We start from the raw sequence: 25,816 nt of genomic DNA on the forward strand, positions 1-25,816 counted from the left end.
GCTCCCGCCCATGCAGTATCTGGATGATTTTTCCGTCGGCGACCGGGCAAGCTTCGGCCGCTACGAAGTCACACGTGAAGAAGTGCTCGACTTCGCCCGCAAATACGACCCCCAGCCCTTCCACCTTTCTGACGAAGCGGCGGCGGAAACGCATTTCGGGCGGCTCGCGGCAAGCGGCTGGCACACCTGCTCCATGATCATGGCGATGCTGGTCGAGCACATGAAGGCGCATCCGCAAGCAAGCCTCGGCGCGGTCGGGATAGATCAGCTTCGCTGGATAAGGCCGGTGCATCCCGGCGACATACTACGCTGTGAGACAGAGATACTGGAGGTGCGGCCATCGCAAAGCCGGCCGGAGATGGGCAGCCTGCGCAGCCAGATGACGGCGTTCAATCAGAAGAATGAGCCCGTTGCGCAATATGTCGCCATTGTGCTGATGCGCCGGCGGCCGCAGGCCTGAAACGCGAACGGCTTCCCGATATCCGGGAAGCCGCTTGGTGCCAACGCATGCACCGGCGACGGACCCGCCGCCGGTTTTCTGTCACTGGTTGGGCTGCGGGGTCCGCTGCCTGCCCTGCCATCCGCCACCGCTGCGGGGGCCGCGATAAGTCGAGGCGCCGGGCGGCACATGCTGGCGATCCCGCCAGGTGCCGGCGTTCGGACGCGGGGCGCCTGCATCGGGCCGCGGCGGGCGAGATCCATTCCAGTCCGGGCGACCTGGGCGCGGTCCGTTGCCGTTCCAGTCCGGGCGACCAGGACGCGGGCCGTTGCCATTCCATTCCGGACGGCCTGGACGCGGGCCGTTGCCATTCCATTCCGGGCGGCCAGGACGCGGGCCGTTGCCGTTCCATTCCGGACGGCCAGGACGCGGGCCGTTGCCATTCCAGCCGGGGCGGCCTGGACGGCCATCGTTCCAGCCCGGACGGCCGGGCCCACCGGGACGGTTGCCCCACTGGCCCCAGTTCGGGTTGCGGTCACCGCGCCAGTTCCGTCCACGATTTTCCCAATAGCGGCGCTGCCCCTGATTCCAGCGGAAAGGGCGCCGATACTGGTCGTACACATAGACGCCCGAGCCCGGATAATAATAATCGCCATACCAGCCGAAATAGCTGCCCAGCCCCGAGCCATAGCCAAAGCCGTCATAGCCCAGGCCGTCATAGCCATAGCCGCCATAATCCGCGACCCCATAGCCCACCGAAACGCCCGAATAGCCATAGCCGTCCTCGGCACAGCCGCCAGTGGACAGACCCAGCACGCCGAGCAGCCCGGCGGCGAAAACAGAACGAAGTCCCATGGCGAACCTTTCGAGCCGCGGGGGAATATGCGCGGCGGTGAATGCAATCACGAGAACGTGGTGGTGAAAACGATGTTCCGCAATCTGCCAGCGTACCGCCGTCGCGTCCGCAACCGTCCCTTTTTAGGCCAGCCAGTCTGAACCTGCGCTGACGCCCGTCGCGGGCGGCGCCCCGTCAATGGCCGTCGAACGCAGTCAGCGAAGTTACTGCCACGCCATCGCCGCGCAGCGCGTCTGCGCCGCCCAATTCGGGCAGGTCGATGACGAAGCTGGCCTGCACCACTTCGGCACCAGCCTTGCGCAGGAGCCGCACCGCAGCCCGCGCCGTGCCACCGGTGGCGATCAGGTCGTCGATCAGCAGCACGCGTGCACCGGGCGTGCACGCATCAGCGTGGATGGCGATCCGGTCGGTGCCATATTCCAGCGCATAGTCTTCGGCGATGGTCGCGCCGGGCAGCTTGCCGTCCTTACGGATCAGCAGCACGCCAGTGCCCAGCTTGACCGCCAGTGCCGCACCGAACAGGAATCCGCGCGCCTCGATCCCCGCCACCAGATCGATCGGCCCGCGCACCTGCTCCGCCATGCGCTCGACTGTCAGGCGCAGGCCCTCGGCATCCAGCAGCAGCGTGGTGATGTCGCGGAACTGGATTCCGGGCTTGGGGAAATCCGGGATGGTGCGGATGCGGGCGCGGATATCGTCATTGTCGGCGGTCATAGCGTTTCCTTCCAAACAGAAATCCCGCCGGAGCAAGGCTCGCGGCGGGACTTCTTCTAATCCGGCAGTGGTGGCGAAGCTTAGTGCTTCACGCCGCGCCACACCGTCAGATAGGCGCCGTACGCCAAGGCGGTGGCGAACAGCAGGAACAACACCACTGCCACGCCTGCACGGTGACGCGTCTGGAGCGTGGGTTCGGCGGTCCACACCAGGAACGCCGAAACGTCCTTGGCCATCTGGTCCACCGTCGCGCGGGTGCCATCCGAATAGGTGACCTGATTCTCGCTGGTCAGCGGCGGCGGCATCGCGATGTTCAGGTTCGCGAAGTACGGGTTGTAATAGGACCCGTCCGGCGTCTTCGCGGTCGGGAACTTTTTGAGCAGTTCCGCGGGCTGATTTTGATAGCCGGTCAGCAGCGAATGGACATAGGCCGCGCCGTCATGCCGCGCCTTGGCGATGAGGCTCAGGTCCGGCGGGCTGCCGGTGCCGGGGTAATAGACCTTCGGAAAGCGGTCCGAGGCCAGGTTGTCGCGCTCGCCCCAGGTGCCAGCCTTGGGATCCTGAACCGGCTGCTTGATCGGCCAATCCTTGGCGATCTTCTTCACCTCGGCTTCGTTGTAACCGAGCTGCTGCAGATCGCGGAACGACACCAGGTTCAGCGAATGGCAGCTGGCGCAGACCTTTTCATACACCAGGAAGCCGCGCTGAAGCTGCGCGTTGTCAAACTTGCCGAGCGGCCCGTTCGAAGCGAGGTCGAGCTCCTTGGGATGCTTGTGGAACTCTTCCTCGGCCGTAGGCTGGGCGGGTTCCTTGATCAGGGTCGTGACAGTCCCGATCAGCGCCAGCAACAGCACGAAGATGAAGCCGGCACCGATGATGAACTTGATGGAGCGCGTGAACAGCGGAAGCATGTGGTCGTTTCCCCTTACGCGCGCAGCGCGGTTTCGGTCATCCGCGAACCGCCATGGTCGCCCAGCACTGCCTCGGTGATCGAGTTGGGCAGCGGCTTGGGACGTTCCAGGCGCGAGATGATCGGAACGACGATCAGGAAGTGCGCGAAATAATAAGCGGCGCAGATCTGGCTGACAATGACGACGGCGGGCGTCGCCGCCGAGCCACCGCAATAGCCGAGCACGAGCACGTCGAGCACCAGGATCCAGAAAGCGATCCGGTATCCGGGGCGGAAGTTCGCCGAACGCACCGGCGACTTGTCGAGCCAGGGCAGGAAGAACAGCAGGATGATCGAGCCGAACATCGCCACCACGCCCCACAGCTTTGCCGGGATGATGAAGTCCGCGGTGAACGCGCGCAGGATCGCGTAGAATGGCCAGAAATACCATTCCGGCACGATGTGCGCGGGCGTCGAGAGCGGGTTGGCCGGAATGTAATTGTCCGGGTGGCCCAGCAGATCGGGGTAAAAGAAGATCAGCGTCGAGAACAGGATCATGAAGATGCCGACGCCGAAGCCGTCCTTGGCCGTGTAATAGGGGTGGAACGGCACGGTGTCCTGTTCCCCCTTCACTTCCACGCCGGTCGGGTTGCCCGACCCCGGAATGTGCAGCGCCCAGATGTGCAGGATCACGGCGCCTGCGATCACGAAGGGCAGCAGATAATGGAGCGAGAAGAAGCGGTTGAGTGCGGCATCGTCAGGCGCATAGCCGCCCAGCAGCCACACCCGGATCCATTCGCCGACCACGGGGATCGCCGAGAAGAAGCCGGTAATCACCTGCGCGCCCCAAAAGCTCATCTGGCCCCAGGGCAGCACATAGCCCATGAAAGCAGTCGCCATCACCAGCAGGAAGATGACCACGCCGATCAGCCACACCATCTCTCGCGGCGCCTTGTACGATCCGTAATACAGGCCGCGGAAGATGTGGATATAGATCACCAGCAGGAACATGCTGGCGCCGTTGGCGTGCGCGAAGCGCAGGAACCAGCCGGCGTTCACGTCGCGCATGATCGTACCGTTGATCGACTCGAACGCGCCGGCGGCCGAGGAATGGAAGTGCATCGCCAGCACGATGCCGGTGACGATCTGTACCACCAGCGCCAGCCCGGCGAGCACGCCGAAATTCCAGAAATAATTGAGGTTGCGCGGCACCGGATAGCCGGCGCCGATCGCGTTATAAACGAAGCGCGGCAGCGGCAGGCGGCTGTCCACCCACTGCATGACCGGGTTCTTGGGTTCGTAATGGCGTGCCCAGGGAAAGCTCATCAGCGTCTATCCTCAACCGACCACGACGACAGTGTCGGACGTGAATGCATAATCCGGAACCTGGAGGTTTGTCGGCGCCGGCCCCTGGCGGATGCGGCCTGCGGTGTCATAGGCTGAGCCATGGCACGGGCAGAAATAGCCCCCGAACGGTCCGCGATTCTCGCCTTCGCCCGCGCCCAGCGGCACGCAGCCGAGATGGGTGCACACGCCCAGCGTGATCAGCCAGTTCGTCTTGCCTTCCTTGGTCCGGTCTTCCAGCGTCTGCGGGTCGCGCAGGCTCGACACCGGAACCTTGTCCGCCTCGGCGATTTCCGCCGGGGTCAAGTTGCGCACGAACAGCGGCTGCTTGCGGAAGCTTGCCTTGATCGCCATCCCCGGCTCGATGGCCGAGAGGTCCAGCTCGGTGGTGGACAGCGCCAGCACGTCGGCGGACGGGTTCATCGAATTGATCAGCGGCAGCACCGCCACGCCCGCGCCGACGCCCGCAACGGAGACCGCAGCGATCTTGAGATAATCGCGGCGGCGCGCGTCTTCGATCACATCGCCCGGAGGAACCACCGTCTGGTTGGGTGAAACACCGTCTTCAAGCGTCGCCATGCATCAGCCCTTGCACTTCGAAACAACCCCGCGACGGACGCGCGGAAACGGGACACGGACGAACAAACGTCCAAAACCCCCGGTGCCCCCGGCGGCAGGCAGGGGTGATAGACGGCCCTGTGTAACTTTGCCAACAGGGTTTTTGCCTTGGCGCCCAGTCGGCTTGTCCTTGTTGCGGCGCGACAAAGCTTTGAGCGCGCGATTAAAAGCGCGAAGCCGCCCGGGGGTGACGCGGTAATTTCGCCGCGCTAGTCGCCCGAAAATGCGCATCGCCCTGTTCCAACCCGAAATCGCCGGCAATGTCGGCACCATCCTGCGGGTCGGCGCGTGCTTCGGCGCGGCCGTGGACTTGATCGAGCCATTGGGCTTTCCGTGGAGCGACCGCAGCCGCAAGCGCGCGGCGATGGACTATGCCGACCAGGTCGAGGTCCGCCGCCATGCCGACTGGGACGCTTTTGCCGCTACGGTCCTCGGCCGCGTGGTGCTGTTTACCACCCGCGGCGGCGTCACGCTGCCCCAGGCCCGCTTCGAATCTGGCGACACGCTGCTGTTCGGATCGGAAAGCGCGGGTGCGCCCCCATTCGTCCATGCTCGCGCCGATCTGGCAGTGCGCATCCCGCTTCAGCCGGGCACGCGGTCGTTGAACCTGGCGGTGGCGGCTGGCATCGGGCTTGCCGAGGCGCTTCGCCAGACACAAGGATTTGCCGCATGATCGAACTCGACGACCAGCAACAGCGTGCCCGCACCTGGTTCGAGAGCCTGCGCGACTCGATCTGCACCGCGTTCGAGGCGATCGAAGCCGAAATGAGCTCCGATGCCCGATTCGAATACACCCCCTGGGACCGCCTCGACGCGCATGGCACGCCGGGCGGCGGCGGCGTGCGCGGCGTCATGAAGGGGCGCGTGTTCGAAAAGGTGGGCGTCAACGTCTCCACCGTCGGCGGCGCCTTTGAAGGCGAGTTCGCCAAGAGCATCCACGGCGCCGCCGAGGATCCCAGCTTCTTCGCCACCGGCATCAGCCTGGTCGCGCACATGGCCAACCCGCACGTGCCCGCGGTGCACATGAACACGCGCTTCCTGACCACCACCAAGCGCTGGTTCGGCGGCGGCGCTGACCTCAACCCGCCCATCCCCTACTCTGAGGATAGCGAGGCGTTTCATGCGCGGCTGAAGCAAGCCTGCGACGGCCATGATCCCGCGCATTATCCCCGCTTCAAGGAATGGGCCGACACCTATTTCTACATTCCTCATCGCAAGGTGCACCGCGGCGTCGGCGGGATCTTCTACGACCATCTCGAAAACGACTGGGAAGCCGATTTCGCCTTCACGCAAGATGTCGGCCGCGCGTTCCTGGACATCTTTCCCCAGCTGGTGCGGCGCCGGATGCACACGCCCTTCACCGACGCAGACAAGGCGCGCCAGCTCGAATGGCGCGGCCGCTATGCCGAGTTCAACCTGATCTATGATCGTGGTACGCTGTTCGGGCTGAAGACCGGGGGCAATATCGACGCGATCCTGATGAGCCTGCCGCCCGTCGCGACATGGGGCTGATCCCGGTCGCCGACGGCCAGATCGCCACGGTGGTCACGTCGTTGGAGATGCGCGAAAAGCCCAGGCCCCGCCCGCTGCCGCCTTCGCCGCTGCGCCTGGCGCGCTGGCGATCCCCGACGAACGACAAATACCGCACGCTCTTTCGCCGCGTCGGCGAACCCTGGCTGTGGTTCTCCCGCCTGGTGCTGCCCGACGAGGCACTGCGCGGCATTCTGGATGACGCGCGAGTCGAGATCTACGCCGCGACTCACCGCGCCGGCATAGAACTCGGCATGCTGGAACTCGACTTCCGCATGGAGGCGGGATGCGAACTTTCCTATCTGGCGCTGGTGCCGGAGATGGTCGGCCAGGGGCATGGCGGCTGGCTGATGGCGCAGGCGCTGCAACTCGCCTGGCGCAACGGCGTCGAGCGCGTGCGTGTCCACACCTGCACGCTCGATCATCCCCGCGCGCTCGGCTTCTATCGTCATCACGGCTTCGTGCCGGTGCGCCGCACGGTGGAGACATTTGCCGATCCGCGGCTCGCCGGCATCCTGGCCGCCGATGCCGCGCCTCACATTCCGCTGCTGGGCACCGTCGCCGCGCGATAGATCGCGGCCTGAAGCAGCACCATCGCCAGCGACCCCGCGGCGGAGGCGGCGGCGGTCAGGATCTCCAGCGGCGCCTGGAGCATCGGCGATCCGCCGCCCTGCACGATCGCTTCCGCGAAGATGCCGAAGATCAGGGCGGCAAGGTAACTCGCCACGAACACCATCGCCGCCAGCGCCGCTACCATCCAACCGCGCCGTGCGGTCAGCCGGACGCTGTCGACCACCGCGGCAAAGGGCCCGCGCTCGGGCCGCATCACCACCGCCGCGGCGCTCAGAAACCCGCGCCCGCCCAGATACAGCGCGACCACGAACAACAGCATCGATCCCAATGCCATCGCGAACAGCACGCAGGTCCAGGCGATCAGCAACAAGGGCAGCAGCTTGAGCGTGCGTATCATGGCCTGCCCCAGGGTCGGCCGTGCCCGATCAAGCAGCAGCACCAGGATCAGCCCGCTTCCAAAGGTTAGCACCACCAGTTGCAGCGCGATCCACCCGCCCTGCCCGGCCAGCCATTCGCTCAACACGCGCGGCAGGTCCTCGCGCGTCGCGCCTTCCAGGTTCGGCATCGGCAGGAACAGCCGCGCGGCAAGCGTCGGCAGGAAAAAGAACACCGAGGCGACGCGAACCAGCAGATCGCGCTCCCCCCGCCATATCGCACGTACATCGGCAAGGACGCCGCTGAAGCTCCAGGTCATGCGAAGGCCGCCGGATCTCTGCGCAATTCCGACTGCGAGGCCAGCGCTAGGTACAGCTTGGCCGTGAAGGCGGCGAACAACACCAGGAAGCCGGACTGCACCGCCGCGACGACGATCGACGTGAGAATATCCGCCAGCGTCAGCCCCTCCCCTTCGCCGCCGCCGGCAACCAGTTCGAAGATGCTGCCGAACACCGTTTTCGCGGCAAGCTGCGCCACCCAGCTCACCACCGCATACAGGATGAGCACGCCCAGAATGCGCAAGGCATGCCCGCGTGTCAGCTGCCAGCTGCGGGCGATCGAAGTCATCCCACGCCGCTCCCGGACGATCGTCGGGGTCAGGATCGCCAGCCGCGCACTGCACCACAGCACCGCGCCCGTCAGCAGCAGCAGATAGAGCGCCGCGAACGCCGCGATGCCGGGGCCGACATCGAACGATCCGCCCCGCGACATTGCCACCAGATCATAGCCGCTCACCGCGAGCACGACTGGTACCGGACTGGCCAGGACCAGGATGGCCACCACCAGCAACAGCGTGACCAACAAAGTGACCGGCAAGCGGCTCAGCGCCACCCTGCCCGCGCTGCGGTCCGACACCAGGTCCAGTCCCATTGCCGTGATGGCCAGCGTGCCCCAGAACGACAGAAGCGCAAAGACCAGTTGCAACAGCGCAAGCAGCATGGGCAGCATCGTGCCCTCGCGCGGCGGGATCGCCGCCAGGCTGCCTTCGACCGAAGCGGGCACAAAGAAAGCCATCAACGCCACCGGAAGAATGGCCGCGACATTGTCGCCGACAAACTCGGCAGTCCGATCCCAGACGGTGCCCATTTTGACCATGTGTTCAATCCCCAGTCGCGCAAGCGGCGTGTTAGCTGGCGCCCGGAGCGTTGCCAATGCTTGCGAAACCGTGCGCGGGAGCGCAATCGCCACCCATGGCATCCCCGATAGAATGGCGCGTCGAACCCGGCCGGGTCGACTATGGTGAAGCGCTCGCACAGATGGAGGCCCGGGCCGCGGGCGTGACGGCGCGCACCGCCGCCGAACTCGTCTGGCTGCTGGAACATCCGCCGGTCTACACTGCCGGCACCAGCGCGGATCCCACCGAACTACTCGACGCACGCTTTCCGGTGCACCGCACCGGGCGCGGCGGGCGCTACACCTATCACGGCCCGGGGCAGCGCATCGGCTACGTGGTCCTCGATCTGCGCGATCGGCGGCGCGACGTGCGCAATTATGTGCACGCGCTGGAAGGCTGGGTGATCGCTGCCCTGGGCGAGCTGGGGATCGAGGCGTTCCGCGCGCCGGGACGGATCGGCATCTGGACTCTGGATGGCGGCGCGGAGGCCAAGATTGGCGCGATCGGCGTACGCATCCGGCAATGGGTCACGCTGCACGGCTTCGCCGTCAACCTGTCGCCGACATTGAGCGACTTCACAGGCATTGTGCCATGCGGCATTGCCGAATTTCCAGTCACCAGCGCCGCGGCGCTGGGCAAGAACATCGCGCCGGAAGCGTTTGATCAAGCGCTCTCAGCCACATTTATGCCCTTTTTGGAGCTTCTTAATCCTTGAGGACGAAAAATCGTGTCTTGAGAGCGTGCCCCGAACCGTCTAATGTACAGTTCGGTTTGGGTATTAGCGGCGCCTGCGTCGTCCAAATCCATCATCTAGGGAGCTTTTACATGCGTGCAGTCATTTCCAAGATCGTTGCGGGTTCGATGATCGCCGGTGCGGCCCTCCTGGCCTCGGCGTGCACCAGCAACGACTCGACCACCAACGTGACCAACACCACCGAAGTCGTTCCGACCGAGAACGTCGGCGCCACCGACACGATGGTCACCAACATCGACACCGCCGCTCCGATGGACAACGGCATGATGACCGACACCAACATGTCGGGCGACATGACCGGCAACATGTCGGGCGACATGACCGGCACCACCGGCAACGCAATGTAATCAACCCGCGCAAGCGTGTTGAAATGAACAAGGGCCGTCCGGGCGACCGGGCGGCCCTTTTCCATGGCTGCGGCCCGCCGAACTCCGGTAATTTCCAGGGGCTGCAAAAAAGGCTTGGGCGCGGACTCGAAAGCCCGTAACCGTGTGAAGGCATAAGGTTAAAGAGGGCGCAATGCTCGTTCCGCGTATCGCAATCATTGTCGCCGGCGCTGCCGGTCTGTTCGCTGCGGCACCCGCCTCGGCGCAATTCTATCTCAAGGCACCCACGCTTCCCACTGGCCGTGTGACCGGTGCGGAGCCGGGCATCGTCGCCTCGACGCTGGCCGACGCCAGCCCCACCGAGTTGCGCGCAGCACTGGTGTGGAATCTGCGTGCGGCGTTGAACGTCGCGGCGTTGCAGTGCCAGTTCGAGCCTACGCTTCTCACGCTTCCCAACTACAATGCGCTTATCAAGGATCACGCAGAAGAACTGCGTACTTCCTATGGAACGCTTGAGAAATATTTTGTTAAAACGGCAAAGAGCGCCAAAGCCGGACAAACAGAACTCGACCGTTTCGGCACGCGCGTCTATTCCAGCTTCTCTGCGGTGTCAGGCCAGCTTTCGTTCTGCCAGACCGCTGCCGCAATCGGCCATGAGGCGCTGTTCACCAAGCGCGGTGCTTTCGGCGACCTCGCCCACGATCGCATGCGCGAACTACGGGCCAGCCTGACCGCATGGGGTGACCCGCTGGTGGGTGGCGGGGTGTCCTTCCGCTACCCCGTCCATGGCCCGCTCCCGGTGTTCGGCAACGCCAAATGCTGGAAGAAGGGTAGCTACCAGACCAAGCGGTGCGGCCCGGTCAACGTCGCCAGCCGCTAACCGCGCGCCTCGGACTCTTGCGTCATCCCGGCCTTGAGCCGGGATCTCGCTTTTTCTTCTTCTGCCGGTCAAAGGCAGCGGGCCCCCGGCTTGAGGCTGGGGTGACAAAGACAAGAGTCCCCGGAATCCCGCCATTCCTTCTCTAGCCCGCCGCGCTTCTGAGAGAGGCCTCTAGCCTTCCCTTCAGCGCAGCCCCAACAGCTTGTGGGTCTGCAACGACAACCGCCAACGGGGGCGCGCCATGGCCAATGCGATCGCGGCGTCCTGATTCTGCGCCGCCTGCGGATCATCCATCGGCTGAACCAGGAAGTGAGCAAAGCCCCATCCTTCCATCGCCTCGGGATCGATGCCCGCCTGCGGCCACACCAGCTTCAGTTCATCGCCCGATTGCTGCACGACGGTACTGCCCGCCTTGGGGCTGACGCACACCCAGTCGATGTCGGGATGCGCGGCAATCGTTCCGTTGCTTTCGATCGCGATGCGGAAACCACGCGCATGCAGCGCCTCGACCAGCGCACCGTCGACCTGAAGCATCGGCTCGCCGCCGGTCAGCACCACGAAGCGCCCGGCCCGTCCCGGGCCCCAATGCCCCAGAACCGCATCGACCAGCGCTTCGGCATCGGCAAACTTGCCCCCGCCCAGCCCATCCACGCCGACGAAATCCGTGTCGCAAAATCGGCATACGGCAGTGGCCCGGTCCTGTTCGCGCCCCGACCACAGATTGCACCCGGCAAAGCGCACGAACACCGCCCGCGCGCCGGCATTCACGCCCTCACCCTGGAGCGTGAGGAACATTTCCTTGACCGCGTAGCTCATGCCAAAAACCTTATGGAGCCGTCGCGTAGGCGGTCGGATCGGGGAGTCCCGCTTCCTGATACCCCTTGGACCGCAGCCGACAGCTGTCGCACAGCCCGCAATGCAGTCCCTCCGGCGTCGGATCGTAGCAGGACCAGCTCTGCCCGGCGTCGAGCCCCAGCCGCTCGGCTTCGCGGGCGATATCGGCCTTCCTCATGTTCTGAAGCGGCGCCTGGATGCGGAAGGGCTTGCCCTCGACCCCGGCCTTGGTGGCGAGCTCGGCAAGATGCTCGAACGCGGCGATGAACTCGGGCCGGCAATCGGGATAACCCGAATAATCGAGTGCGTTGACGCCGATATAGATGTCGCGCGCACCCGCCGCCTCGGCCCAACCGAGCGCCAGGCTCAGGAAGATCGTGTTGCGCGCTGGCACATAGGTGACCGGGATGGTGTCGCCGACCCCGTCCTTCGGCACCTCGATATCGTCGGTCAGCGCCGATCCGCCGAACGCACGCAGATCGAGCGGGATCACGACGTGGCGCTCGGCGCCGACCATCTTGGCGACGCGCTTGGCCGCTTCCAGCTCCACTTGGTGGCGCTGCCCATAGTCGAAGGAGAGCGCAAACACGCGGTGGCCGTCCTCGCGCGCCCGCGCGGCGGACACCATCGAATCAAGCCCACCGGAAACCAGTACAATTGCAACACTGTCAGTCATGGAGGTCCGCTAGCCGCTTTCGGGCGTCAGGAAAACATGGGCCACGCGGCCCTTATTGGCACGCGCCGACGCGCCGTGCCTCATATTGCTCGGCGAACGGCGCGCCATCGACGATGCCCGACGTGTCGATAACAACGCTGTGTGCGGTCTCCACGGTGATGCTGGTGCGGCCATGGCCGCGCCCGGCGCAGCTATAGCGGATCGTCGCGGAAGTGCCGTCATTCTCGAGCACGACATGCTGGCACTGCGCGCCCCAATGGCGCAGCTGGAGCAGCGCTGAGGGATTGCGCAGGCAAATCTTGCGCACGGCACCCTCGCCATCCCGCAGCTGCCATTGACCGCGCTCGACACCGCCCAGCGAGCCAAGGGCCGACTGCCGTGCAACCGCACCGCCACTGCCGGCCGCGATGACCAGCACACCAGCAGCCGCCGCCAACCACCTACGCCGAATCATCATCACCAAATCCCGACCGGCGCCAGGATCGGCACCGGTCGGGCAAATAGTACCGCTCGGTACATTTTACAATGTCGGCGTGGCGAATTCGTCCAGCGCCAAGGGGAAGACCTTGGAGCAAAACGCACAGTCGACGCTGATCATGCCCTGCTCGTCCGCCATCTCGGCACGGTCCTCCGCCGGGAACTTGGTGAGCACGCCGCGATAATAGTCGGCGCTGCACCGGCATCCGCGCGTCAGGTCGACGCCGCTCAGCACGCGCACCTCTCGCTCCTCGTTGAACAGGCGCCACACCAAATTCTCGAGCGGGATCGACGCGTCGCCCAGCTCGTCGTTGCCCATGGTGCTCGCCAGCGCCTCCACGCCGCTCCATTCCGGGTGATCCAGGCGCACATGCAGCCGCTCGCGGCCGACCTCGCCCTCCGGCAGATGCTGGAGGAACAGTCCACCCGCCACCAGCTTGCCGTCCGCCCCGCGGCGGTGCTGCAATCGAATGAGGCTGGGGATCTGCTCGGACTGGAAGAAGTAGCTCTGCGCCGCTTCCGCCAGGCTGTCGCCGTCCAGCGGCACGATGCCCTGGTACCGCTCGCCGCTGGTCGTCTGGTCGAAGGTCACCGCCAGATAGCCTTCGTTGAACAGCGACTTCATCGAAGGCTTCTTGCCCAGGCGGCTCAGCCGCTCGGCATTGTACTGCACATAGCCGCGCAGCGCGCCATTCTTGTAGTCGCATACCAGCAGCTTGATCACGCCGCGCTGCGTCTGCGCCTGGATGGTCAGCTGCCCCTCGCCGTTCTTCAGCGTCGAGCCGAGCAGCGCCGCCAGCGTCACCGCCTCGGTCAGGATCGCCTCGATCGGCGCGGGGTAATTGTGCGCCGAGAGGATCTGCTCCAGCGCCGATCCCAGCCGCACCATGCGCCCGCGCGCATGGCTGTCGGGCAGGGTGAAGCCGATCACGCGGTCGGTGTCATGGACGGGTGCGGTAGTCATCGAACGTCTCCGCCGTCCGCGGCCCACATGGCACGGCCATGCGCGGTCCAGTCGAACGGATATGTTGGGGTCTGAGCAAAGATAGGGCGCGCACGCCCGACTTCAACTCAGCCGAGCCTCAGCCGATCTGGCCGAACACCCAGCGCAGCACCGACTTCTGCGCATGCAGCCGGTTCTCCGCCTCGCTCCAGATCAGCGACTGCGGTCCGTCGATCACTGCGTCGACCACTTCCTCACCGCGATGCGCGGGCAGGCAGTGGAGGAACCTGGCGTCGGGCTTGGCCTGCGCCATCAGCGCTTCGTCCACCTGGAACGGCATCATCGCCTTGAGCTTGGTCTCGGCATGATCCTGGCCCATCGAGATCCAGGTGTCGGTGACGATGATGTCCGCCCCTTCCACTGCCTCGCGGGCGCTGCCCACCACCCGGGCACGACCCCTGCCCCGCGCAACATCGGCATCGCTCGGCTGGAATCCCTGCGGGCACGCGGCGACAACGTCGAACTGCATCAGCCCGCCGGCTTCCATGATCGAAGCGAGCACGTTGTTGCCATCGCCCAGCCACGCGACCTTGAGCCCGGGCAGCGGCTTGCCGCTCTCGATGATCGTCAGCAGGTCGGCCATGATCTGGCACGGATGCGACGCATCGGTCAGCCCGTTGATCACCGGCACGCTGGCATACTTCGCCATGTCGACCAGCTTCTGGTGATCGTCGGTACGGATCATGATCGCGTCGACATAGCCCGACAGCACCCGCGCGGTGTCCGCGATGCTCTCGCCGCGCCCGATCTGCATCGATCCGGCGTCCATCACGATCGACGTGCCGCCCAGCTGCCGGATTGCCATGTCGAACGACACGCGCGTGCGCGTCGAGTTCTTCTCGAAGATCATCGCCAACACGTGCCCGGCCAGCGGCGCGTCGGCGTCGGCCTTGCCCTTGGGGAAGCCCGCGCGCGCCTCCTTGCGCTGCAACGCATCCGCCAGCATCGCCGCGACGCCGTCACCCCCGGCGTCGCTCAGGTCCAGAAAGTGCCGCATCAAAAGATCCTCCCCGGCACGGGGAGGGGGAGCATTCGCGCAGCGAATGGTGGAGGGGGAGCGCCCCAAGCCACCAGCTCGCGAAGAGCCCCCTCCACCATGCTGCGCATGGTCCCCCTCCCCGAGCACAGCTCGGGAAGGCCATTGCATTCAATCATCGCTCGGCCCCGCAAAGGTCCGCGCACCTTCGCTGAGCCGTTCAACGCACTCCGCGATGTGGCTTTCGTCGATCACCAGCGGCGGCAGCATGCGGAACACATTCTCGCCCGCCGCCACGGTCAGCAGTCCGTGATTGTCGCGCAGATGCGCTACGAAGTCGCGCGACACCGCCGGCTCCTTCATCTTGATGCCCAGCATCAATCCGCGCCCGCGGATCTCCTCGAACAAGTGATCATGGTTCGGGATCAGTTGCTCGAAAGCCTGGCGCAGCCGCTCACCCATCCGCTCGACGTTCGGCAGGAAGTCGGGCTCGAGCATCACGTCGAGCACCGCCTGCCCCGCCGCCATCGCAAGCGGATTGCCGCCATAGGTCGAGCCGTGGGTGCCGATCACCATGCCCTTGGCGGCTTCCTCGGTCGCCAGGCAGGCGCCGAGCGGAAAGCCCGCGCCGATGCCCTTGGCCACGGTCATGATGTCGGGCTCGATGCCGTAATGCTCATACGCCCACATCTTGCCGGTCCGGCCATAACCGCACTGGATCTCGTCCAAAATCAGCAGCAGGCCCTGCTCATCGCATGCCTTGCGCAGCCCGGTGATGAACTCGGGCGTACCAGCGGTCATTCCGCCCTCGCCCTGCACCGTCTCCACCAGGAAGCCCGCGGTCTCGTCGTCGATCGCCGCCAGCGCCCCTTCCAGGTCGTTGAAGCGGACATAGTCGAAGCCGGGCAGCAGCGGCTCGAACCCGTCGCGCATCTTGGCCTGATCGGTCGCCGAGATCGCCCCGAGAGAACGGCCATGGAAGGCGTTCTTGAAGGTGATCAGCTTGGTCCGCTGCGGGTTGCCATTGGCATAGTGATAGCGCCGCGCCGTCTTGATCGCGCATTCGATCGCCTCGACGCCCGAATTGGTGAAAAACACCGTGTCGGCGAAGCTGACATCGATGATCCGCTGCGCCAGCGCCTCGCCCTGGGGTGAGCCATACAGGTTCGACACATGCATCAGCGTCGCGGCCTGATCGGCGATCGCCTTCACCAGATGCGGATGGCCATGGCCCAGCGCGTTGACCGCGATGCCGGCGGCGAAGTCGAGATACTGCTCCCCTCGCTCGCCATAGAGGTACACGCCCTCGCCTCGCACCGGCCGCACACCGCACCGCGGGTAAACGGGCATGAGCGGGGTAATCGGCATGGTACGGCACTCCTTGCAGGAAAGGCTGGGGGAAAGCTCCAGAAACGCAAAAGGGCGGCCAACCGGACCGCCCGGAACGAGTGTTTACGAGGGGGAAGCCGGGCGCGTCAACAACCATCAATCCTCCCCGCCAGGGGGAGGATCAGGGCACGCTCAGCTCTTGAGCTTCCAGCCCTTACGGATCAGCGTGTAGCACAGCACCGCCAGCAAAACGTCCAGCCCCAGGATCACCGCCGTGCCCAGCACCACCGGCGAATCCGCCACGCCCAGAAATCCGTAGCGGAAGCCCGAGATGATGTAGAAAAACGGGTTGGCATGGCTGATCGCCTCGAAGGTCGGCGCCAGCCGGTCGACCGAATAGAAGGTGCCCGACAGCAGGGTCAGCGGCGACACCACGAAATTGGTCACCGCCGCGGCATGGTCGAACTTCTCCGCCCAGATCGACGTCAGCACCCCCATCAGCGCCAGGAACACCGATCCCAGCAGCCCGAACCACAGGATCGCCCACAGATGCGCCGGGGCGACATGGACGCCGGGCCACAGCGCCATTGCCAGCCACACCGCGCCGCCCACGCAGAACGCCCGCGTCACCGCGCCGCCGACCAGCGCCGCCAGCACTTCGGAGGTCGACAGCGGCGGCATCAAATAATCGACGATATTGCCCTGGATCTTGCCGACCAGCAGCGAGAAGCTGGCATTGGCGAACGCGTTGTTGAGCATCCCCATCACGATCAGCCCGGGGGCGATGAAATCGGCGAAGTGGATCTCGTGCCCCTGCAGCGATACCATCCGCCCGCCGCCGCCCAAGGCGACGGTGAAGATCACCAAAAACATCAGCGTGGTCACCGCCGGCGCCCAGATCGTCTGGAGCTGCACCTTGAAGAAACGGCGCACCTCCTTCACATAGAGAGTACGCAAGCCTCCCCAGTTGATGTTTCGGATAACCGGGACACCCGGCTCGGGAAGCGTTTGGCCGCTTGGGGGCTGGCTGGTCATGGCGCGTTCGCGTAACTGCTGCCGCCGCCGCCTGCAAGCTGCCGACTCACGAGTAAGGAAGACGATGAGCTGGACCGACGAGCGTATCGATACGCTGAAGAAGATGTGGGACAAGGGTCTCACCGCTACCCAGATCGCCGAAGAGCTGGGCGGCGTCAGCCGCAACGCGGTGATCGGCAAGGCGCATCGCCTGGGGCTGCAATCGCGCCCCAGCCCGGTGAAGCAGAACGAGGCCAAGGCCGCAGCCGCGCTTGTCGCGCTCACCGCCGCCGCCGCCGCGACGCCCGAGCCGGCACCCGTGCCAGAGGAAGCCGCACCGCCAGCGCCGCCGCCCGCGCCCAAGCCTGCGCCAGCGCCCGCGCCCGTCGTTGAGGCGGAACCCGCCCCGCAGGACGCGCCCGTGGCCGCCGCGCCTGCCCCGGCGCTCGGACCGCGCCCGGCAAGCGACGGCCCGGTGCTTCGCTCGGTCGGCCCGGGCGGCTTCGTCCGCCAGAATCCCGGCGATCAGGCGCCGCCCAGCACCCCCGCCCCTCCGCGCCGCCTGGTACCGGCAAAGCCCAGCGAGGCGATCGCCGGCAAGACCAGCCTGCTCGACCTGAACGACCGCATCTGCAAATGGCCGCTTGGCCATCCCGGCGAGCCCGATTTTCACTTCTGCGGCGACAAGGTGAATCCAGGCTTCCCCTATTGCGTCGCGCATTGCGGCCACGCCTATCAGGCTCAACTGCCCCGACGCGACCGCCGTCCGGCACCGCCGCTTCCCTTTGGCGGCGCCGCCCGCCGCTAAGAACGGAGGCAGCACGAAAAAAGGGGCCGTCGGCGCGTAGCCGGCGGCCCCTTTTACTTGCGCGCGATCAGAAGCGCAGGCTCGCCGTCACGCGCGCGCTGTGCCAGTCGAACCGGTTGTCGGTGCGGCGCATGTCGGTGCCGGCGGGGTTGACCAGCAGGAACGGATTGGTGGTCAGCGGCGCGCTGCCGGGGCCGACCGCTACCGTCGGGCTCTCGTCTTTGACGTTGGTGTAGGTGTAGAGCACGCCGATCGAGAAATTGTCCGCCACGCGCTGCTCGACGCCGCCGCCTGCGGTATAGCCCCAGGCATTGCGCTTGGCATCGTCCAGCGTGAAGCTGTTGGCCGCGTTGCTGGTCTCGAAGCCGCGGTTCACGCGAACCAGTGCCGCACCGCCCGTGATGTACGGCAGCGTGTTGCCCGTCGCATAGCCGGCACGCAGGCGGCCCGCCGCGTTCCAATCCATTTGGCGCGTGAAGGCATAGCGCGCGGGCGTGACGCTGTACGCGCTGGCCGCATCGGAGATGTTCGACTTGCCGAACTCGCCCACCGCGCCGATTACGATGTTGCCAAGCTGCACGTCATAGCCGACATGCCCGGCATAGCCGAGCCGGTCGCTGTCCTGCTTGCAGCCGGTTGACGTGGCGCTCACCGCGCGGCCACCGCAAAATCCAGGACCGAACGCATCCAGGCCAGGCCTCGTGCGCACCGTGTCCCCGAACGAGCCGTCCCGGTTGGTGTCGAACGCGATCGGCGCATCCCGGTCACTGCCCTGAAGGTCCAGTCCGGCGCTGATCCCGACATAGGGGCCGGTCCAGTCACGCTCCTGCGCGAAAGCCGGGCCAGCCAGCACGAGTGTGGAGGCGCCGAGAAACAGGGGGATAAAGCTGCGCATGAACGAAAGTCCTGAAATTACATGGATCAGGAAGGCGCAACGCGCCGGTTTTCTGGCGTCTCCGTTGGACACATAATGTAATACCTCAGCAGCGCCGACTCGGTCGCGGCAGCGGCGCTCGACGCGCGCCAAGGACGGAGCGCCCTCCTCCGCTTCGCGAAGGAGGCTGACGCGCCGCCAACACTTTGCGCCCCGGCTTCCGGTGTACTATGGTTGTTCCATGGCCGAAGACCTGTTTGCCGCACCCGGCGTGCCCTCGGGCACCTACGACGCCTCCTCCATCGAAGTACTCGAAGGCCTGGAGCCCGTCCGGCGCCGTCCGGGCATGTATATCGGCGGCACCGACGAGCGCGCGCTTCACCATCTCGCCGCCGAAGTGCTCGACAATGCGATGGACGAAGCCGTCGCCGGCCATGCCAACCGCATCGAAATCCAGCTGGAAGTCGGCAACCGCCTGACCATCGTCGACAATGGCCGCGGCATGCCGATCGATCCGCACCCCAAATTTCCCGACAAGTCGGCACTCGAAGTCATCCTGTCGATGCTCCATTCGGGCGGCAAGTTCAGCGGCAAGGCATACGCGACCTCGGGCGGCCTCCACGGCGTCGGCATCAGCGTGGTCAACGCGCTCTCCACCGACACCGTCATCGAAGTCGCGCGCGACCGCCAACTCTATCGTCAGCGCTTCAGCCGCGGCCAGACGCTCGGCCCGCTCGAGCATCTCGGCGGCACCCCGAATCGCCGCGGCACCAGCGTCGCCTTCAGCCCCGACGCCGAGATCTTCGGGCCGGACATGATCTTCAAGCCCGCGCGCCTCTACAAGCTCGCGCGCTCCAAGGCCTATCTGTTCGCCGGAGTCGAGATCCGCTGGCGCTGCGACCCGTCGCTGATCACCGATGATACGCCGGCGGAGGCCGTGTTCCAATTCCCCGGCGGCTTGGCGGATCATCTCAAGGAGCAGATCGGCAGCCGCGAATGCGCGTCGTCCGAATTCTTCTCAGGCCAGCAGGATTTTCCCGACGGCCAGGGCCGCGTCGAATGGGCGGTCGCCTGGCCGCTGTGGAGCGACGGCAGCTATAGCTGGTATTGCAACACCATCCCCACCCCCGATGGCGGCACCCATGAACAGGGCCTGCGCCAGGCACTGGTGCGCAGCATGCGCGGCTTCGGCGACCTGGTCGGCCAGAAAAAGGCCAAGGACATCACCGCCGACGACGTGATGGTCGGCTCCGAACTGATGCTCTCGCTGTTCATCCGCGAACCGCAATTCCAGTCGCAGACCAAGGACCGGCTGACCTCACCCGACGCCACTGCACTCGTCGAAAAGGCGGTGCGCGACCATTTCGACCATTTCCTCACCGACAAGATGGAGCGCGGCAAGGCGTTGCTCGCTTATGTGCTTGAGCGGATGGACGACCGTCTTCGCCGCAAGCAGGAGCGCGAGGTCAAGCGCAAGACCGCGACCTCGGGCCGCAAGCTCCGCCTGCCCGGCAAGCTCACCGACTGCGCGATCGACAGCCCACAGGGCACCGAGATGTTCATCGTCGAGGGTGATTCGGCCGGCGGCAGCGCCAAGCAGGCGCGCGACCGCAAGACCCAGGCAATCCTCCCGATCCGCGGCAAGATCCTCAACGTGGCGAGTGCGACCAGCGCCAAGATCGGCGCCAATCAGGAGATCGCCGACCTTACCTTGGCACTCGGCTGCGGCACCCGGAAAGACTGCGACACCAGCCAGCTTCGCTACGAGCGGGTCATCATCATGACCGACGCCGACGTCGACGGCGCCCACATCGCCACACTGCTGATGACCTTCTTCTTTCAGGAAATGCCCGATCTGGTGCGGCGGGGGCACCTCTATCTGGCACAGCCGCCGCTTTATCGCCTGACCGTCGGCTCCAAGTCGCTCTACGCCCGCGACGACGCCCACCGCATCCAGATCGAAAAGACCGCGTTCAAGGGCAAGAAGGTCGAAGTCAGCCGCTTCAAGGGCCTGGGTGAGATGAACCCAAGCCAGCTCAAGGAAACCACCATGGACCCCAAGACGCGCGGCCTGCTGCGCGTCACCCTGCCGCAGGAATATGAGGAGCGCGCAGGCGTAAGGGACCTGGTCGACCGCCTGATGGGCAACAATCCGGCCCACCGCTTCGCCTTCATTCAAGAAAACGCCGCGCGGCTGGACGAGGAAGTCATTGACGCCTGATCTTCGGCTTGCAGACTCGAGAAACTTCTGATCTTTTAGCTATGAAGTAGATCGGAGATCTCCGATGCGCGCGCTGCTGTTACTGCTGTCAACAAGCCTAGCCGCACCTGCTCTCGCGCAGGATATAACCAGCGAAACGCAAACCGTCGTAATAACGGGTACGCCGCTCAAGGACACTGCAGCGCGGCTCGCTGAATGCATTGCCAGGAAATGCCCGCCAAAGGAGGACATCGACGCCTCGCTTGCCCATGCGGAAAATCAGCTTGTCGCCGGAGACTATGCGGGTGGGCGCAGAACGCTCGACAAAGCTCGTGGGCGCAACAGGCAATATGCAGCCATGTTCCCGACCCAAGTGTCGGATCTTCTGCGCGCTCGGGGGCGCCTCACCAATCTCGACGGGCGTGTGGGTCCAGGAAGATTATCGCAGATTGAGTCTTTGGAGGCGTTGAAAGCCGGCCTGGATCACGGCGACTCACGCGTATTGATGCAGCGCCTTCTGGTCGGCGATGAGTTCGCGAACGCGGGTAGGGTGAAAGCCGCCGAGAGCGTCTATCGTAAGGTGGAACGCCAGGCCCGGAAAGCCGGACGGTTGCAGGTCGCCGGCTACGCGATGTTGCGCGACGCGCTCGTGCACGGGATCATCGCCAGCGTTGACCCAGCCTATCAGCATACGGCGCGACAGAAACTTGCCAGGATCGAGAACAGCCCTGAGCCGGAGCTAGCGGAGTTCAGGGAGGCCGCAAAATTGGTGCGTGTCCGCCTCGCCTCGCTGGACAAAGATCCTGCCGCACTCGATCAGGCCATCGCCGCTATTCCGCCGCGTTCACCCGACAAGCCACTTCTGGTCTATGCGCCGGCTATCTTGGAGGATCAGGCCACCCTTCCTTTCGGTGACGCGCCGCTGACCTCCACCGACAATGGCGCTCCCGAATGGATAGACATCCAGTTCAGGATCACAGCAGAGGCGCGGTGCGGGACGTGCAGATACTGCGCAACTCCGGCAACATCTCGCGCGCCTGGCCCAGGCTGGTGGCGGCTTCGATAGCAAAGCGGCGCTATGTGCAGCTTGCGCTGCCGCCCGGATCAGAGGGTCCGCGGCGCGTGGAGCGCTTCTCCTATATCCATGATTTAGAACAAAAAACCGGTAGCCGTATATCCGGCCGCAACTATCATGGCCGGATCACCTCGCTCGACATGACGGTGGATCCGGCAACCAGCTAAGCCCGATCATCGCACGCCCGCCCGACGAGAGCTGGCCAGTGCCCTGAACGCCATTTTACTATTCCTTTGAGGTACTTAGCCTATACCAGCCACGCTTTGCCGCAGCATTTTCCGCGTCGACCAGATAGTTGCCTAGCTTGCCAGCGCCTCGACCAGGGACCGAACCTTCTTCTGCCGCCATTGCGGCAGCGGCGCCACGAACCAGAAGCCGAACCGCGCCGCCTTCGGCTCGCCGATCGTCTCCAGCCGCCCCGCGGCAATATCGGCGCGCGCCAGCAGTTCGGGCACCGTCGCCCTGCCCAGTCCCTGCAATGCCGCCTCGATCGCCAAGCCCGCATCGGCGACCCGCACCAGTGACGACTCGTCCTCGGCCAGGCAGCCGGCCCATGCGATGGCAGTGTCGATGCCCCCCCCGGGGCGCTGCACCGTCACCATGCCGTCGCTCTCGATCGCCTCTCCCTCATGCTCGCCCGGCCCTTCACCCCAACGGATCGCCAGGTCCAGATTGGCCTCGGTGAAGTCCAGCGCTTCATCGGCAGGCACCAGCATGAAGCGCAGATCCGGATCCCGCCGAGCGACCTCGGACAGTTTGGGCATCAGCCATTTGGCGGTCAGGTCGCGCGGCGCGGCGATGGTCAGCGACTTGGAGGACTGCCCCGCCTGCATCGCGCGCACCGATTCCTCGAACTGAAGAAACCCGGCGCGCAGCGCCACCAGTCCGGCCTCGGCCTCCGGCGTCAGTTCCAGCCCCTTGGTCGTGCGGCGGAACAGCACGACCCCCAGCGTATCCTCCAGCGCGCGAATCTGCTGGCCAACGGCCGCCGGCGTGACCGCCAGTTCGTCGGCCGCGCGAGTGAAGGACAGATGGCGCGCCGCCGCGTCCAGCACGCGGAGACCGTTGAGAGGAAGATGCGTGCGCTTCATCCCGCCACCGCCGGTGCGATCAACGCGAATCTGGGAATGGCGACATCGAACGCGGCCCCATCGGCGGCGATCATGTGGTAATTGCCCTGCATGTTGCCCGTCGGCGTAGAGAGCGGGCATCCAGAGACATAGTCGAAGCTGGCGCCCGGATCGATCACCGGCTGTTCGCCGACAACGCCCTCGCCCTCGACGGTGTGGCGGATGCCACGCCCATCCGTGATGATCCAGTGTCGCGTGAGCAGCTGGACCGGCGTCATGCCCTCGTTCTCGATACGGATGTGATACGCCCAGAACCACCGCCCTTGTGCGGGCTCCGACTGTTCCGCCAGATACGAAGCCGAAACCCGCACCACGATGCCGCGGGTTTCCGCCTCCTCCGTGAACAGTGCCTTCATCATAACCCGACGTGTCGCAGTGCTTGATCGAGATCGGCGACCAGGTCGTCCGCATCCTCCAGCCCAACATTCAGGCGCAGCAGGTTTTCGGTAACCCCCATTTCGAGCCGCTTCTCTTCGCTTACGCCCGAATGGGTCGTCGAGGACGGATGCGTCATCAGCGACCGCGAGTCCCCGATATTGTTTGAGATGTCGATCAGTTCCAGCGCGTCGAGCAGGCCGTGCGCCTGACCGCGGCCACCATCGACCTCGAACGAGAAGATCGGGCCTGCCGCGGCCATCTGGCGCATGAACAGCGCATGCTGGGGATGACTGGGCAAGGCAGGAAAATTCACCTTCGGCACGCGCCCTTCCAGGAAGGCGCCGACCTTGAGCGCATTCTCGCTCTGTCGGCGGATGCGCAGGTCGAGCGTTTCCAGCCCTTTGAGCACCACCCATGCGTTGAACGCGCTTAGCGTAGGACCGGTGTTGCGATGGAAGGGGAGCAGCGTGTTCGTGATAAAGTCCTCGGTTCCCGCGACCGCACCAGCGAGCACGCGGCCCTGCCCGTCCATCATCTTGGTCGCCGAATAGGCGACGATGTCGGCACCCCATTCCATCGGCCGCTGCAGCGCCGGCGTGGCGAAGGCGTTGTCGACTACCGTCTTGATGCCGCGCGCGCGGGCAATGCCGCACACCGCTTCAAGGTCGACCACGTCCATCGTGGGATTGGCAGGGGTTTCGAAGAAAAACAGCTTGGTATTGTCCTGAACCGCGTCCTGGAACTGCTGCGGATCACGCGCATCGACGATGGTAGCCTGAATGCCGAACTTGGGCAGCAGCGTGTCGGTCAGCCAGCGGCAAGAGCCGAACGCCGCGCGACCGGCGACGATGTGATCGCCCTGTTCGAGCTGGCACAGCAGTGCGGCCGTCATCGCCGCCATGCCCGTTGCCATCGAACGGCACGCCTCGGCCCCTTCGAGCAAGGCGATGCGCTGTTCGAGCATCTCGACCGTCGGGTTCTGAAGCCGGGAATAGGTCATGCCCTGCTGCTCGCCGGCGAAACGCGCCGCAGCGTCGGCGGCACAGTCATAGGCATAGCCTGAGGTGAGGAACAGCGCTTCGCTGGTTTCGCCGAATTCGCTACGGGCAGTGCCGCCGCGGACCGCCTGAGTCGCGGGCTTCCAGTTGCGGGTGATGCTCGGGTCTTGTCCGGTACGGCGCTTCATGTTGCTGCTTTGCCGGGTGCCGCGCGGGTACGTCAACCAAGTCCGGCATGACGGCGGTGAAATGATCGTTTAGTGCCGCCGCATGCTGGACCGCCTCAAGGCCCTCAGGAGCCGTCCGTTTCTCGTCGCTCTGCTGGTCGGCATCGCCGCGCAGCTGCTGTTCACGGTGCATCTCGACCAGCCGAGCCGGATCATGTTCGACGAGGTGCATTATGTGCCCGCCGCGCAGGCGCTGCTTGAGTTATCCGGTCCCCGCAACATCGAGCACCCGCTGGTCGGCAAGGAGTTGATCGCCGCCGGCATTGCGGTCTTCGGTGACAATCCATTTGGCTGGCGTTCGCTCCCGAGCGTCGCCGGCACCGCTTCGGTGCTGGCGGTGTTCGCGATGCTTTGGCTGCTGACCGTGTCGATGCGGGCGGCGCTGGTCGGCGCCGTACTGGCGGCGGTCAATCAAACGCTGTTCGTCCAGGCGCGCACAGGCATGCTGGACATATTCCTCGGCACGTTCCTGCTCTGGGCACTGGTGCTGCTGCTCTGGGCGATGCGCGGCACGCCACGGCAGGCGTGGGCGCGATGGATTGCCGCAGCGGTACTGCTTGGCCTCGCGACCGGAGTGAAATGGTCGGCGGTGCCCTACATCGCGTTGATCGGAGTGGCGTTCGTCACAATCCGCATCCTCGACGCGCGGCAGGCTCGGCGCTCGCTCGCCTGGGTCTTGGCAGGCAACGACCAGCCGCACTGGCCGGGAATCGCAACTCTTCCCGGCTTGCTGGTGCTGGGTCTGGTGAGCGTCGGGATCTACTTCCTGACCTTCCTGCCCGCCTTTTTCTATACGGTGGAACCGCTTACCTTGAGCGGGCTGATCCCGCTGCAACGACAGATGTACGCACTACAGACGCAGGTGCTGCCGTCACATAACTACCAGTCCGACTGGTGGAGTTGGCCGTTGATGCTGCGGCCGATCTGGTATTTCTATGAGTGGGACCGCGGCGCGCAACGCGGCGTGCTGCTGATCGGCAATCCAGTGGTGATGTGGGGCGGGCTTGCGGCAGTGCTGGCGTGCTTCTGGGCCGGCGTTCGCGAGCGCTCCAGCACGGCGCTGGGGGTGGCGCTGTTATGGAGCGCATCACTCACGATCTATGCCCTTATCCCCAAGTCACTGGGTTTCTATTATTATTACCACCTGTCGGGCATCTTCCTGTGCGTCGCGATCCCGGTGGCATTCCTGCACTTCGATCGTGGCCGCGGACGTGGCTGGGAGGAATGGTTCCTCGCCGCCGCCGTGGTGGGATTCGCTTATTTCTACCCGATTCTTGCCGCGTCTCCGCTGAAGGATGCGCAGGGGTTCCAGCACTGGATGTGGTTTCCCAACTGGCGGTGAACC

General features: G+C 65.2%; 29 protein-coding genes. 11 read left to right on the forward strand and 18 right to left on the reverse strand.

Annotation, left to right across the window (positions count from 1 at the left end):
• The first annotated feature begins 10 nt into the window (after window positions 1-10).
• Window positions 11-460, forward strand: a complete 450-nt coding sequence (locus FHT02_RS06575) for a MaoC family dehydratase (protein ID WP_184085759.1) — start codon at window positions 11-13, stop codon at window positions 458-460.
• A gap of 81 nt (window positions 461-541) precedes the next feature.
• Here FHT02_RS06575 and FHT02_RS06580 read toward each other — a convergent pair whose 3' ends face one another.
• The 5 genes from FHT02_RS06580 to petA form a co-directional block, all read right to left on the reverse strand.
• The gene (locus FHT02_RS06580) at window positions 542-1,345 is read right to left on the reverse strand and encodes a hypothetical protein (protein WP_184085761.1); all 804 of its coding nucleotides are present in this window, start codon (window positions 1,343-1,345) and stop codon (window positions 542-544) included.
• Window positions 1,346-1,469: 124 nt separating this feature from the next.
• Window positions 1,470-2,009, reverse strand: a complete 540-nt coding sequence (locus FHT02_RS06585) for an adenine phosphoribosyltransferase (RefSeq protein WP_184085763.1) — start codon at window positions 2,007-2,009, stop codon at window positions 1,470-1,472.
• Between the two features lie 80 nt (window positions 2,010-2,089).
• The gene (locus tag FHT02_RS06590) at window positions 2,090-2,920 is read right to left on the reverse strand and encodes a cytochrome c1 (protein WP_184085765.1); all 831 of its coding nucleotides are present in this window, start codon (window positions 2,918-2,920) and stop codon (window positions 2,090-2,092) included.
• Window positions 2,921-2,934: 14 nt separating this feature from the next.
• A complete protein-coding gene (locus FHT02_RS06595; RefSeq protein WP_184085767.1) occupies window positions 2,935-4,224 on the reverse strand; it encodes a cytochrome b in 1,290 nt (429 codons plus the stop codon).
• Between the two features lie 12 nt (window positions 4,225-4,236).
• Complete coding sequence (gene petA / locus FHT02_RS06600) at window positions 4,237-4,821, reverse strand: ubiquinol-cytochrome c reductase iron-sulfur subunit (protein ID WP_184085769.1); 585 nt, start codon at window positions 4,819-4,821, stop codon at window positions 4,237-4,239.
• Window positions 4,822-5,083: 262 nt separating this feature from the next.
• Between petA and FHT02_RS06605 the strand changes: the two genes are divergently transcribed.
• From FHT02_RS06605 to FHT02_RS06615, 3 genes are read left to right on the forward strand one after another with little or no spacing between them, the layout of a single operon-like run.
• The gene (locus FHT02_RS06605; protein WP_184085771.1) at window positions 5,084-5,533 is read left to right on the forward strand and encodes a tRNA (cytidine(34)-2'-O)-methyltransferase; all 450 of its coding nucleotides are present in this window, start codon (window positions 5,084-5,086) and stop codon (window positions 5,531-5,533) included.
• The gene (gene hemF / locus FHT02_RS06610; RefSeq protein WP_184085773.1) at window positions 5,530-6,372 is read left to right on the forward strand and encodes an oxygen-dependent coproporphyrinogen oxidase; all 843 of its coding nucleotides are present in this window, start codon (window positions 5,530-5,532) and stop codon (window positions 6,370-6,372) included. The genes FHT02_RS06605 and hemF overlap by 4 nt, the downstream gene beginning before the upstream one ends.
• Window positions 6,363-6,962: a GNAT family N-acetyltransferase gene (locus tag FHT02_RS06615; RefSeq protein WP_184085775.1), complete on the forward strand. Its 600-nt coding sequence runs from the start codon at window positions 6,363-6,365 to the stop codon at window positions 6,960-6,962. The genes hemF and FHT02_RS06615 overlap by 10 nt, the downstream gene beginning before the upstream one ends.
• Here the strand turns inward: FHT02_RS06615 and FHT02_RS06620 are convergent.
• Complete coding sequence (locus FHT02_RS06620) at window positions 6,926-7,657, reverse strand: hypothetical protein (protein ID WP_184085777.1); 732 nt, start codon at window positions 7,655-7,657, stop codon at window positions 6,926-6,928. The genes FHT02_RS06615 and FHT02_RS06620 overlap by 37 nt on opposite strands.
• Window positions 7,654-8,484 (reverse strand): hypothetical protein, encoded by an 831-nt coding sequence (locus FHT02_RS06625; RefSeq protein ID WP_184085779.1) that lies wholly within the window; start codon window positions 8,482-8,484, stop codon window positions 7,654-7,656. Before FHT02_RS06625 ends, FHT02_RS06620 begins: the two co-directional genes overlap by 4 nt.
• A 104-nt stretch (window positions 8,485-8,588) precedes the next feature.
• On the opposite strand from FHT02_RS06625, the gene lipB reads away from it, so the two are divergent.
• From lipB to FHT02_RS06640, 3 genes are all read left to right on the forward strand, one after another.
• Window positions 8,589-9,227: a lipoyl(octanoyl) transferase LipB gene (lipB, locus tag FHT02_RS06630; RefSeq protein ID WP_184085781.1), complete on the forward strand. Its 639-nt coding sequence runs from the start codon at window positions 8,589-8,591 to the stop codon at window positions 9,225-9,227.
• A 110-nt stretch (window positions 9,228-9,337) separates the two neighbouring features.
• On the forward strand, window positions 9,338-9,613 hold the full coding sequence (locus tag FHT02_RS06635) for a hypothetical protein (protein WP_184085783.1): 276 nt from the start codon (window positions 9,338-9,340) through the stop codon (window positions 9,611-9,613).
• A gap of 172 nt (window positions 9,614-9,785) precedes the next feature.
• Window positions 9,786-10,472 (forward strand): hypothetical protein, encoded by a 687-nt coding sequence (locus FHT02_RS06640; protein ID WP_184085785.1) that lies wholly within the window; start codon window positions 9,786-9,788, stop codon window positions 10,470-10,472.
• A gap of 183 nt (window positions 10,473-10,655) precedes the next feature.
• On the opposite strand, the gene queE is transcribed toward FHT02_RS06640, so the two are convergent.
• The 7 genes from queE to FHT02_RS06675 all read right to left on the reverse strand — a co-directional run bounded on the left by queE (window position 10,656) and on the right by FHT02_RS06675 (window position 16,802).
• Complete coding sequence (queE, locus tag FHT02_RS06645; protein WP_184085787.1) at window positions 10,656-11,288, reverse strand: 7-carboxy-7-deazaguanine synthase; 633 nt, start codon at window positions 11,286-11,288, stop codon at window positions 10,656-10,658.
• A 10-nt stretch (window positions 11,289-11,298) separates the two neighbouring features.
• Entirely contained in the window at window positions 11,299-11,982 is a 684-nt protein-coding gene (queC, locus tag FHT02_RS06650; protein WP_184085789.1) for a 7-cyano-7-deazaguanine synthase QueC, read from the reverse strand.
• 52 nt (window positions 11,983-12,034) lie between these two features.
• Window positions 12,035-12,439, reverse strand: a complete 405-nt coding sequence (locus tag FHT02_RS06655) for a hypothetical protein (protein WP_184085791.1) — start codon at window positions 12,437-12,439, stop codon at window positions 12,035-12,037.
• A gap of 63 nt (window positions 12,440-12,502) precedes the next feature.
• Window positions 12,503-13,423, reverse strand: coding sequence for an Hsp33 family molecular chaperone HslO (gene hslO / locus FHT02_RS06660; RefSeq protein WP_184085793.1), 921 nt, complete (start codon window positions 13,421-13,423; stop codon window positions 12,503-12,505).
• A 118-nt stretch (window positions 13,424-13,541) separates the two neighbouring features.
• Window positions 13,542-14,459, reverse strand: a complete 918-nt coding sequence (gene argF / locus FHT02_RS06665; RefSeq protein ID WP_184085795.1) for an ornithine carbamoyltransferase — start codon at window positions 14,457-14,459, stop codon at window positions 13,542-13,544.
• 150 nt (window positions 14,460-14,609) lie between these two features.
• On the reverse strand, window positions 14,610-15,806 hold the full coding sequence (locus FHT02_RS06670) for an aspartate aminotransferase family protein (protein ID WP_184085797.1): 1,197 nt from the start codon (window positions 15,804-15,806) through the stop codon (window positions 14,610-14,612).
• A gap of 153 nt (window positions 15,807-15,959) precedes the next feature.
• Window positions 15,960-16,802, reverse strand: a complete 843-nt coding sequence (locus FHT02_RS06675) for an ABC transporter permease (RefSeq protein ID WP_184085799.1) — start codon at window positions 16,800-16,802, stop codon at window positions 15,960-15,962.
• A gap of 64 nt (window positions 16,803-16,866) precedes the next feature.
• Here FHT02_RS06675 and FHT02_RS06680 point away from each other — a divergent pair, with 64 nt between their 5' ends.
• The gene (locus tag FHT02_RS06680) at window positions 16,867-17,589 is read left to right on the forward strand and encodes a GcrA family cell cycle regulator (RefSeq protein ID WP_184085801.1); all 723 of its coding nucleotides are present in this window, start codon (window positions 16,867-16,869) and stop codon (window positions 17,587-17,589) included.
• A 67-nt stretch (window positions 17,590-17,656) separates the two neighbouring features.
• On the opposite strand, the gene FHT02_RS06685 is transcribed toward FHT02_RS06680, so the two are convergent.
• Window positions 17,657-18,484 (reverse strand): outer membrane protein, encoded by an 828-nt coding sequence (locus tag FHT02_RS06685; RefSeq protein WP_184085803.1) that lies wholly within the window; start codon window positions 18,482-18,484, stop codon window positions 17,657-17,659.
• 220 nt (window positions 18,485-18,704) lie between these two features.
• On the opposite strand from FHT02_RS06685, the gene parE reads away from it, so the two are divergent.
• Together parE and FHT02_RS06695 are read left to right on the forward strand one after the other, a co-directional pair.
• On the forward strand, window positions 18,705-20,684 hold the full coding sequence (parE, locus tag FHT02_RS06690; protein ID WP_184085805.1) for a DNA topoisomerase IV subunit B: 1,980 nt from the start codon (window positions 18,705-18,707) through the stop codon (window positions 20,682-20,684).
• A 64-nt stretch (window positions 20,685-20,748) separates the two neighbouring features.
• Window positions 20,749-21,729: a hypothetical protein gene (locus FHT02_RS06695; protein ID WP_184085806.1), complete on the forward strand. Its 981-nt coding sequence runs from the start codon at window positions 20,749-20,751 to the stop codon at window positions 21,727-21,729.
• 308 nt (window positions 21,730-22,037) lie between these two features.
• Here the strand turns inward: FHT02_RS06695 and FHT02_RS06700 are convergent, their stop codons facing one another.
• Genes FHT02_RS06700 through FHT02_RS06710 form a run of 3 tightly spaced genes read right to left on the reverse strand, consistent with a single transcriptional unit; the run spans window position 22,038 to window position 24,432 of the window.
• Entirely contained in the window at window positions 22,038-22,829 is a 792-nt protein-coding gene (locus tag FHT02_RS06700) for a LysR family transcriptional regulator (RefSeq protein WP_184085808.1), read from the reverse strand.
• Window positions 22,826-23,224 (reverse strand): Co2+/Mg2+ efflux protein ApaG, encoded by a 399-nt coding sequence (gene apaG / locus FHT02_RS06705; RefSeq protein WP_184086271.1) that lies wholly within the window; start codon window positions 23,222-23,224, stop codon window positions 22,826-22,828. Before apaG ends, FHT02_RS06700 begins: the two co-directional genes overlap by 4 nt.
• A complete protein-coding gene (locus FHT02_RS06710) occupies window positions 23,224-24,432 on the reverse strand; it encodes a trans-sulfuration enzyme family protein (protein WP_184085810.1) in 1,209 nt (402 codons plus the stop codon). Before FHT02_RS06710 ends, apaG begins: the two co-directional genes overlap by 1 nt.
• 82 nt (window positions 24,433-24,514) lie before the next feature.
• On the opposite strand from FHT02_RS06710, the gene FHT02_RS06715 reads away from it, so the two are divergent.
• On the forward strand, window positions 24,515-25,813 hold the full coding sequence (locus FHT02_RS06715; protein ID WP_184085812.1) for a phospholipid carrier-dependent glycosyltransferase: 1,299 nt from the start codon (window positions 24,515-24,517) through the stop codon (window positions 25,811-25,813).
• The last annotated feature ends 3 nt before the right edge of the window (window positions 25,814-25,816 follow it).

Source organism: Sphingomonas xinjiangensis, assembly GCF_014199255.1.
GTDB classification, from domain to species: Bacteria; Pseudomonadota; Alphaproteobacteria; order Sphingomonadales; family Sphingomonadaceae; genus Sphingomonas; species Sphingomonas xinjiangensis.

Bases quoted from the DNA above. Each gene is read 5' to 3' on its own strand.
- FHT02_RS06620 (WP_184085777.1), bottom strand. From the start codon at position 7,657: ATGACCTGGAGCTTCAGCGGCGTCCTTGCCGATGTACGTGCGATATGG.
- FHT02_RS06575 (WP_184085759.1), top strand. From the start codon at position 11: ATGCAGTATCTGGATGATTTTTCCGTCGGCGACCGGGCAAGCTTCGGC.
- hemF (WP_184085773.1), top strand. From the start codon at position 5,530: ATGATCGAACTCGACGACCAGCAACAGCGTGCCCGCACCTGGTTCGAG.
- FHT02_RS06590 (WP_184085765.1), bottom strand. From the start codon at position 2,920: ATGCTTCCGCTGTTCACGCGCTCCATCAAGTTCATCATCGGTGCCGGC.
- FHT02_RS06700 (WP_184085808.1), bottom strand. From the start codon at position 22,829: ATGAAGCGCACGCATCTTCCTCTCAACGGTCTCCGCGTGCTGGACGCG.
- queE (WP_184085787.1), bottom strand. From the start codon at position 11,288: ATGAGCTACGCGGTCAAGGAAATGTTCCTCACGCTCCAGGGTGAGGGC.
- argF (WP_184085795.1), bottom strand. From the start codon at position 14,459: ATGCGGCACTTTCTGGACCTGAGCGACGCCGGGGGTGACGGCGTCGCG.
- FHT02_RS06585 (WP_184085763.1), bottom strand. From the start codon at position 2,009: ATGACCGCCGACAATGACGATATCCGCGCCCGCATCCGCACCATCCCG.
- FHT02_RS06625 (WP_184085779.1), bottom strand. From the start codon at position 8,484: ATGGGCACCGTCTGGGATCGGACTGCCGAGTTTGTCGGCGACAATGTC.
- parE (WP_184085805.1), top strand. From the start codon at position 18,705: ATGGCCGAAGACCTGTTTGCCGCACCCGGCGTGCCCTCGGGCACCTAC.
- FHT02_RS06675 (WP_184085799.1), bottom strand. From the start codon at position 16,802: ATGACCAGCCAGCCCCCAAGCGGCCAAACGCTTCCCGAGCCGGGTGTC.
- FHT02_RS06605 (WP_184085771.1), top strand. From the start codon at position 5,084: ATGCGCATCGCCCTGTTCCAACCCGAAATCGCCGGCAATGTCGGCACC.
- petA (WP_184085769.1), bottom strand. From the start codon at position 4,821: ATGGCGACGCTTGAAGACGGTGTTTCACCCAACCAGACGGTGGTTCCT.
- FHT02_RS06715 (WP_184085812.1), top strand. From the start codon at position 24,515: ATGCTGGACCGCCTCAAGGCCCTCAGGAGCCGTCCGTTTCTCGTCGCT.
- FHT02_RS06640 (WP_184085785.1), top strand. From the start codon at position 9,786: ATGCTCGTTCCGCGTATCGCAATCATTGTCGCCGGCGCTGCCGGTCTG.
- FHT02_RS06635 (WP_184085783.1), top strand. From the start codon at position 9,338: ATGCGTGCAGTCATTTCCAAGATCGTTGCGGGTTCGATGATCGCCGGT.
- FHT02_RS06695 (WP_184085806.1), top strand. From the start codon at position 20,749: ATGCGCGCGCTGCTGTTACTGCTGTCAACAAGCCTAGCCGCACCTGCT.
- FHT02_RS06685 (WP_184085803.1), bottom strand. From the start codon at position 18,484: ATGCGCAGCTTTATCCCCCTGTTTCTCGGCGCCTCCACACTCGTGCTG.
- FHT02_RS06680 (WP_184085801.1), top strand. From the start codon at position 16,867: ATGAGCTGGACCGACGAGCGTATCGATACGCTGAAGAAGATGTGGGAC.
- queC (WP_184085789.1), bottom strand. From the start codon at position 11,982: ATGACTGACAGTGTTGCAATTGTACTGGTTTCCGGTGGGCTTGATTCG.
- hslO (WP_184085793.1), bottom strand. From the start codon at position 13,423: ATGACTACCGCACCCGTCCATGACACCGACCGCGTGATCGGCTTCACC.
- FHT02_RS06710 (WP_184085810.1), bottom strand. From the start codon at position 24,432: ATGAAGCGCCGTACCGGACAAGACCCGAGCATCACCCGCAACTGGAAG.
- FHT02_RS06595 (WP_184085767.1), bottom strand. From the start codon at position 4,224: ATGAGCTTTCCCTGGGCACGCCATTACGAACCCAAGAACCCGGTCATG.
- lipB (WP_184085781.1), top strand. From the start codon at position 8,589: ATGGCATCCCCGATAGAATGGCGCGTCGAACCCGGCCGGGTCGACTAT.
- apaG (WP_184086271.1), bottom strand. From the start codon at position 23,224: ATGAAGGCACTGTTCACGGAGGAGGCGGAAACCCGCGGCATCGTGGTG.
- FHT02_RS06655 (WP_184085791.1), bottom strand. From the start codon at position 12,439: ATGATGATTCGGCGTAGGTGGTTGGCGGCGGCTGCTGGTGTGCTGGTC.
- FHT02_RS06670 (WP_184085797.1), bottom strand. From the start codon at position 15,806: ATGCCGATTACCCCGCTCATGCCCGTTTACCCGCGGTGCGGTGTGCGG.
- FHT02_RS06615 (WP_184085775.1), top strand. From the start codon at position 6,363: ATGGGGCTGATCCCGGTCGCCGACGGCCAGATCGCCACGGTGGTCACG.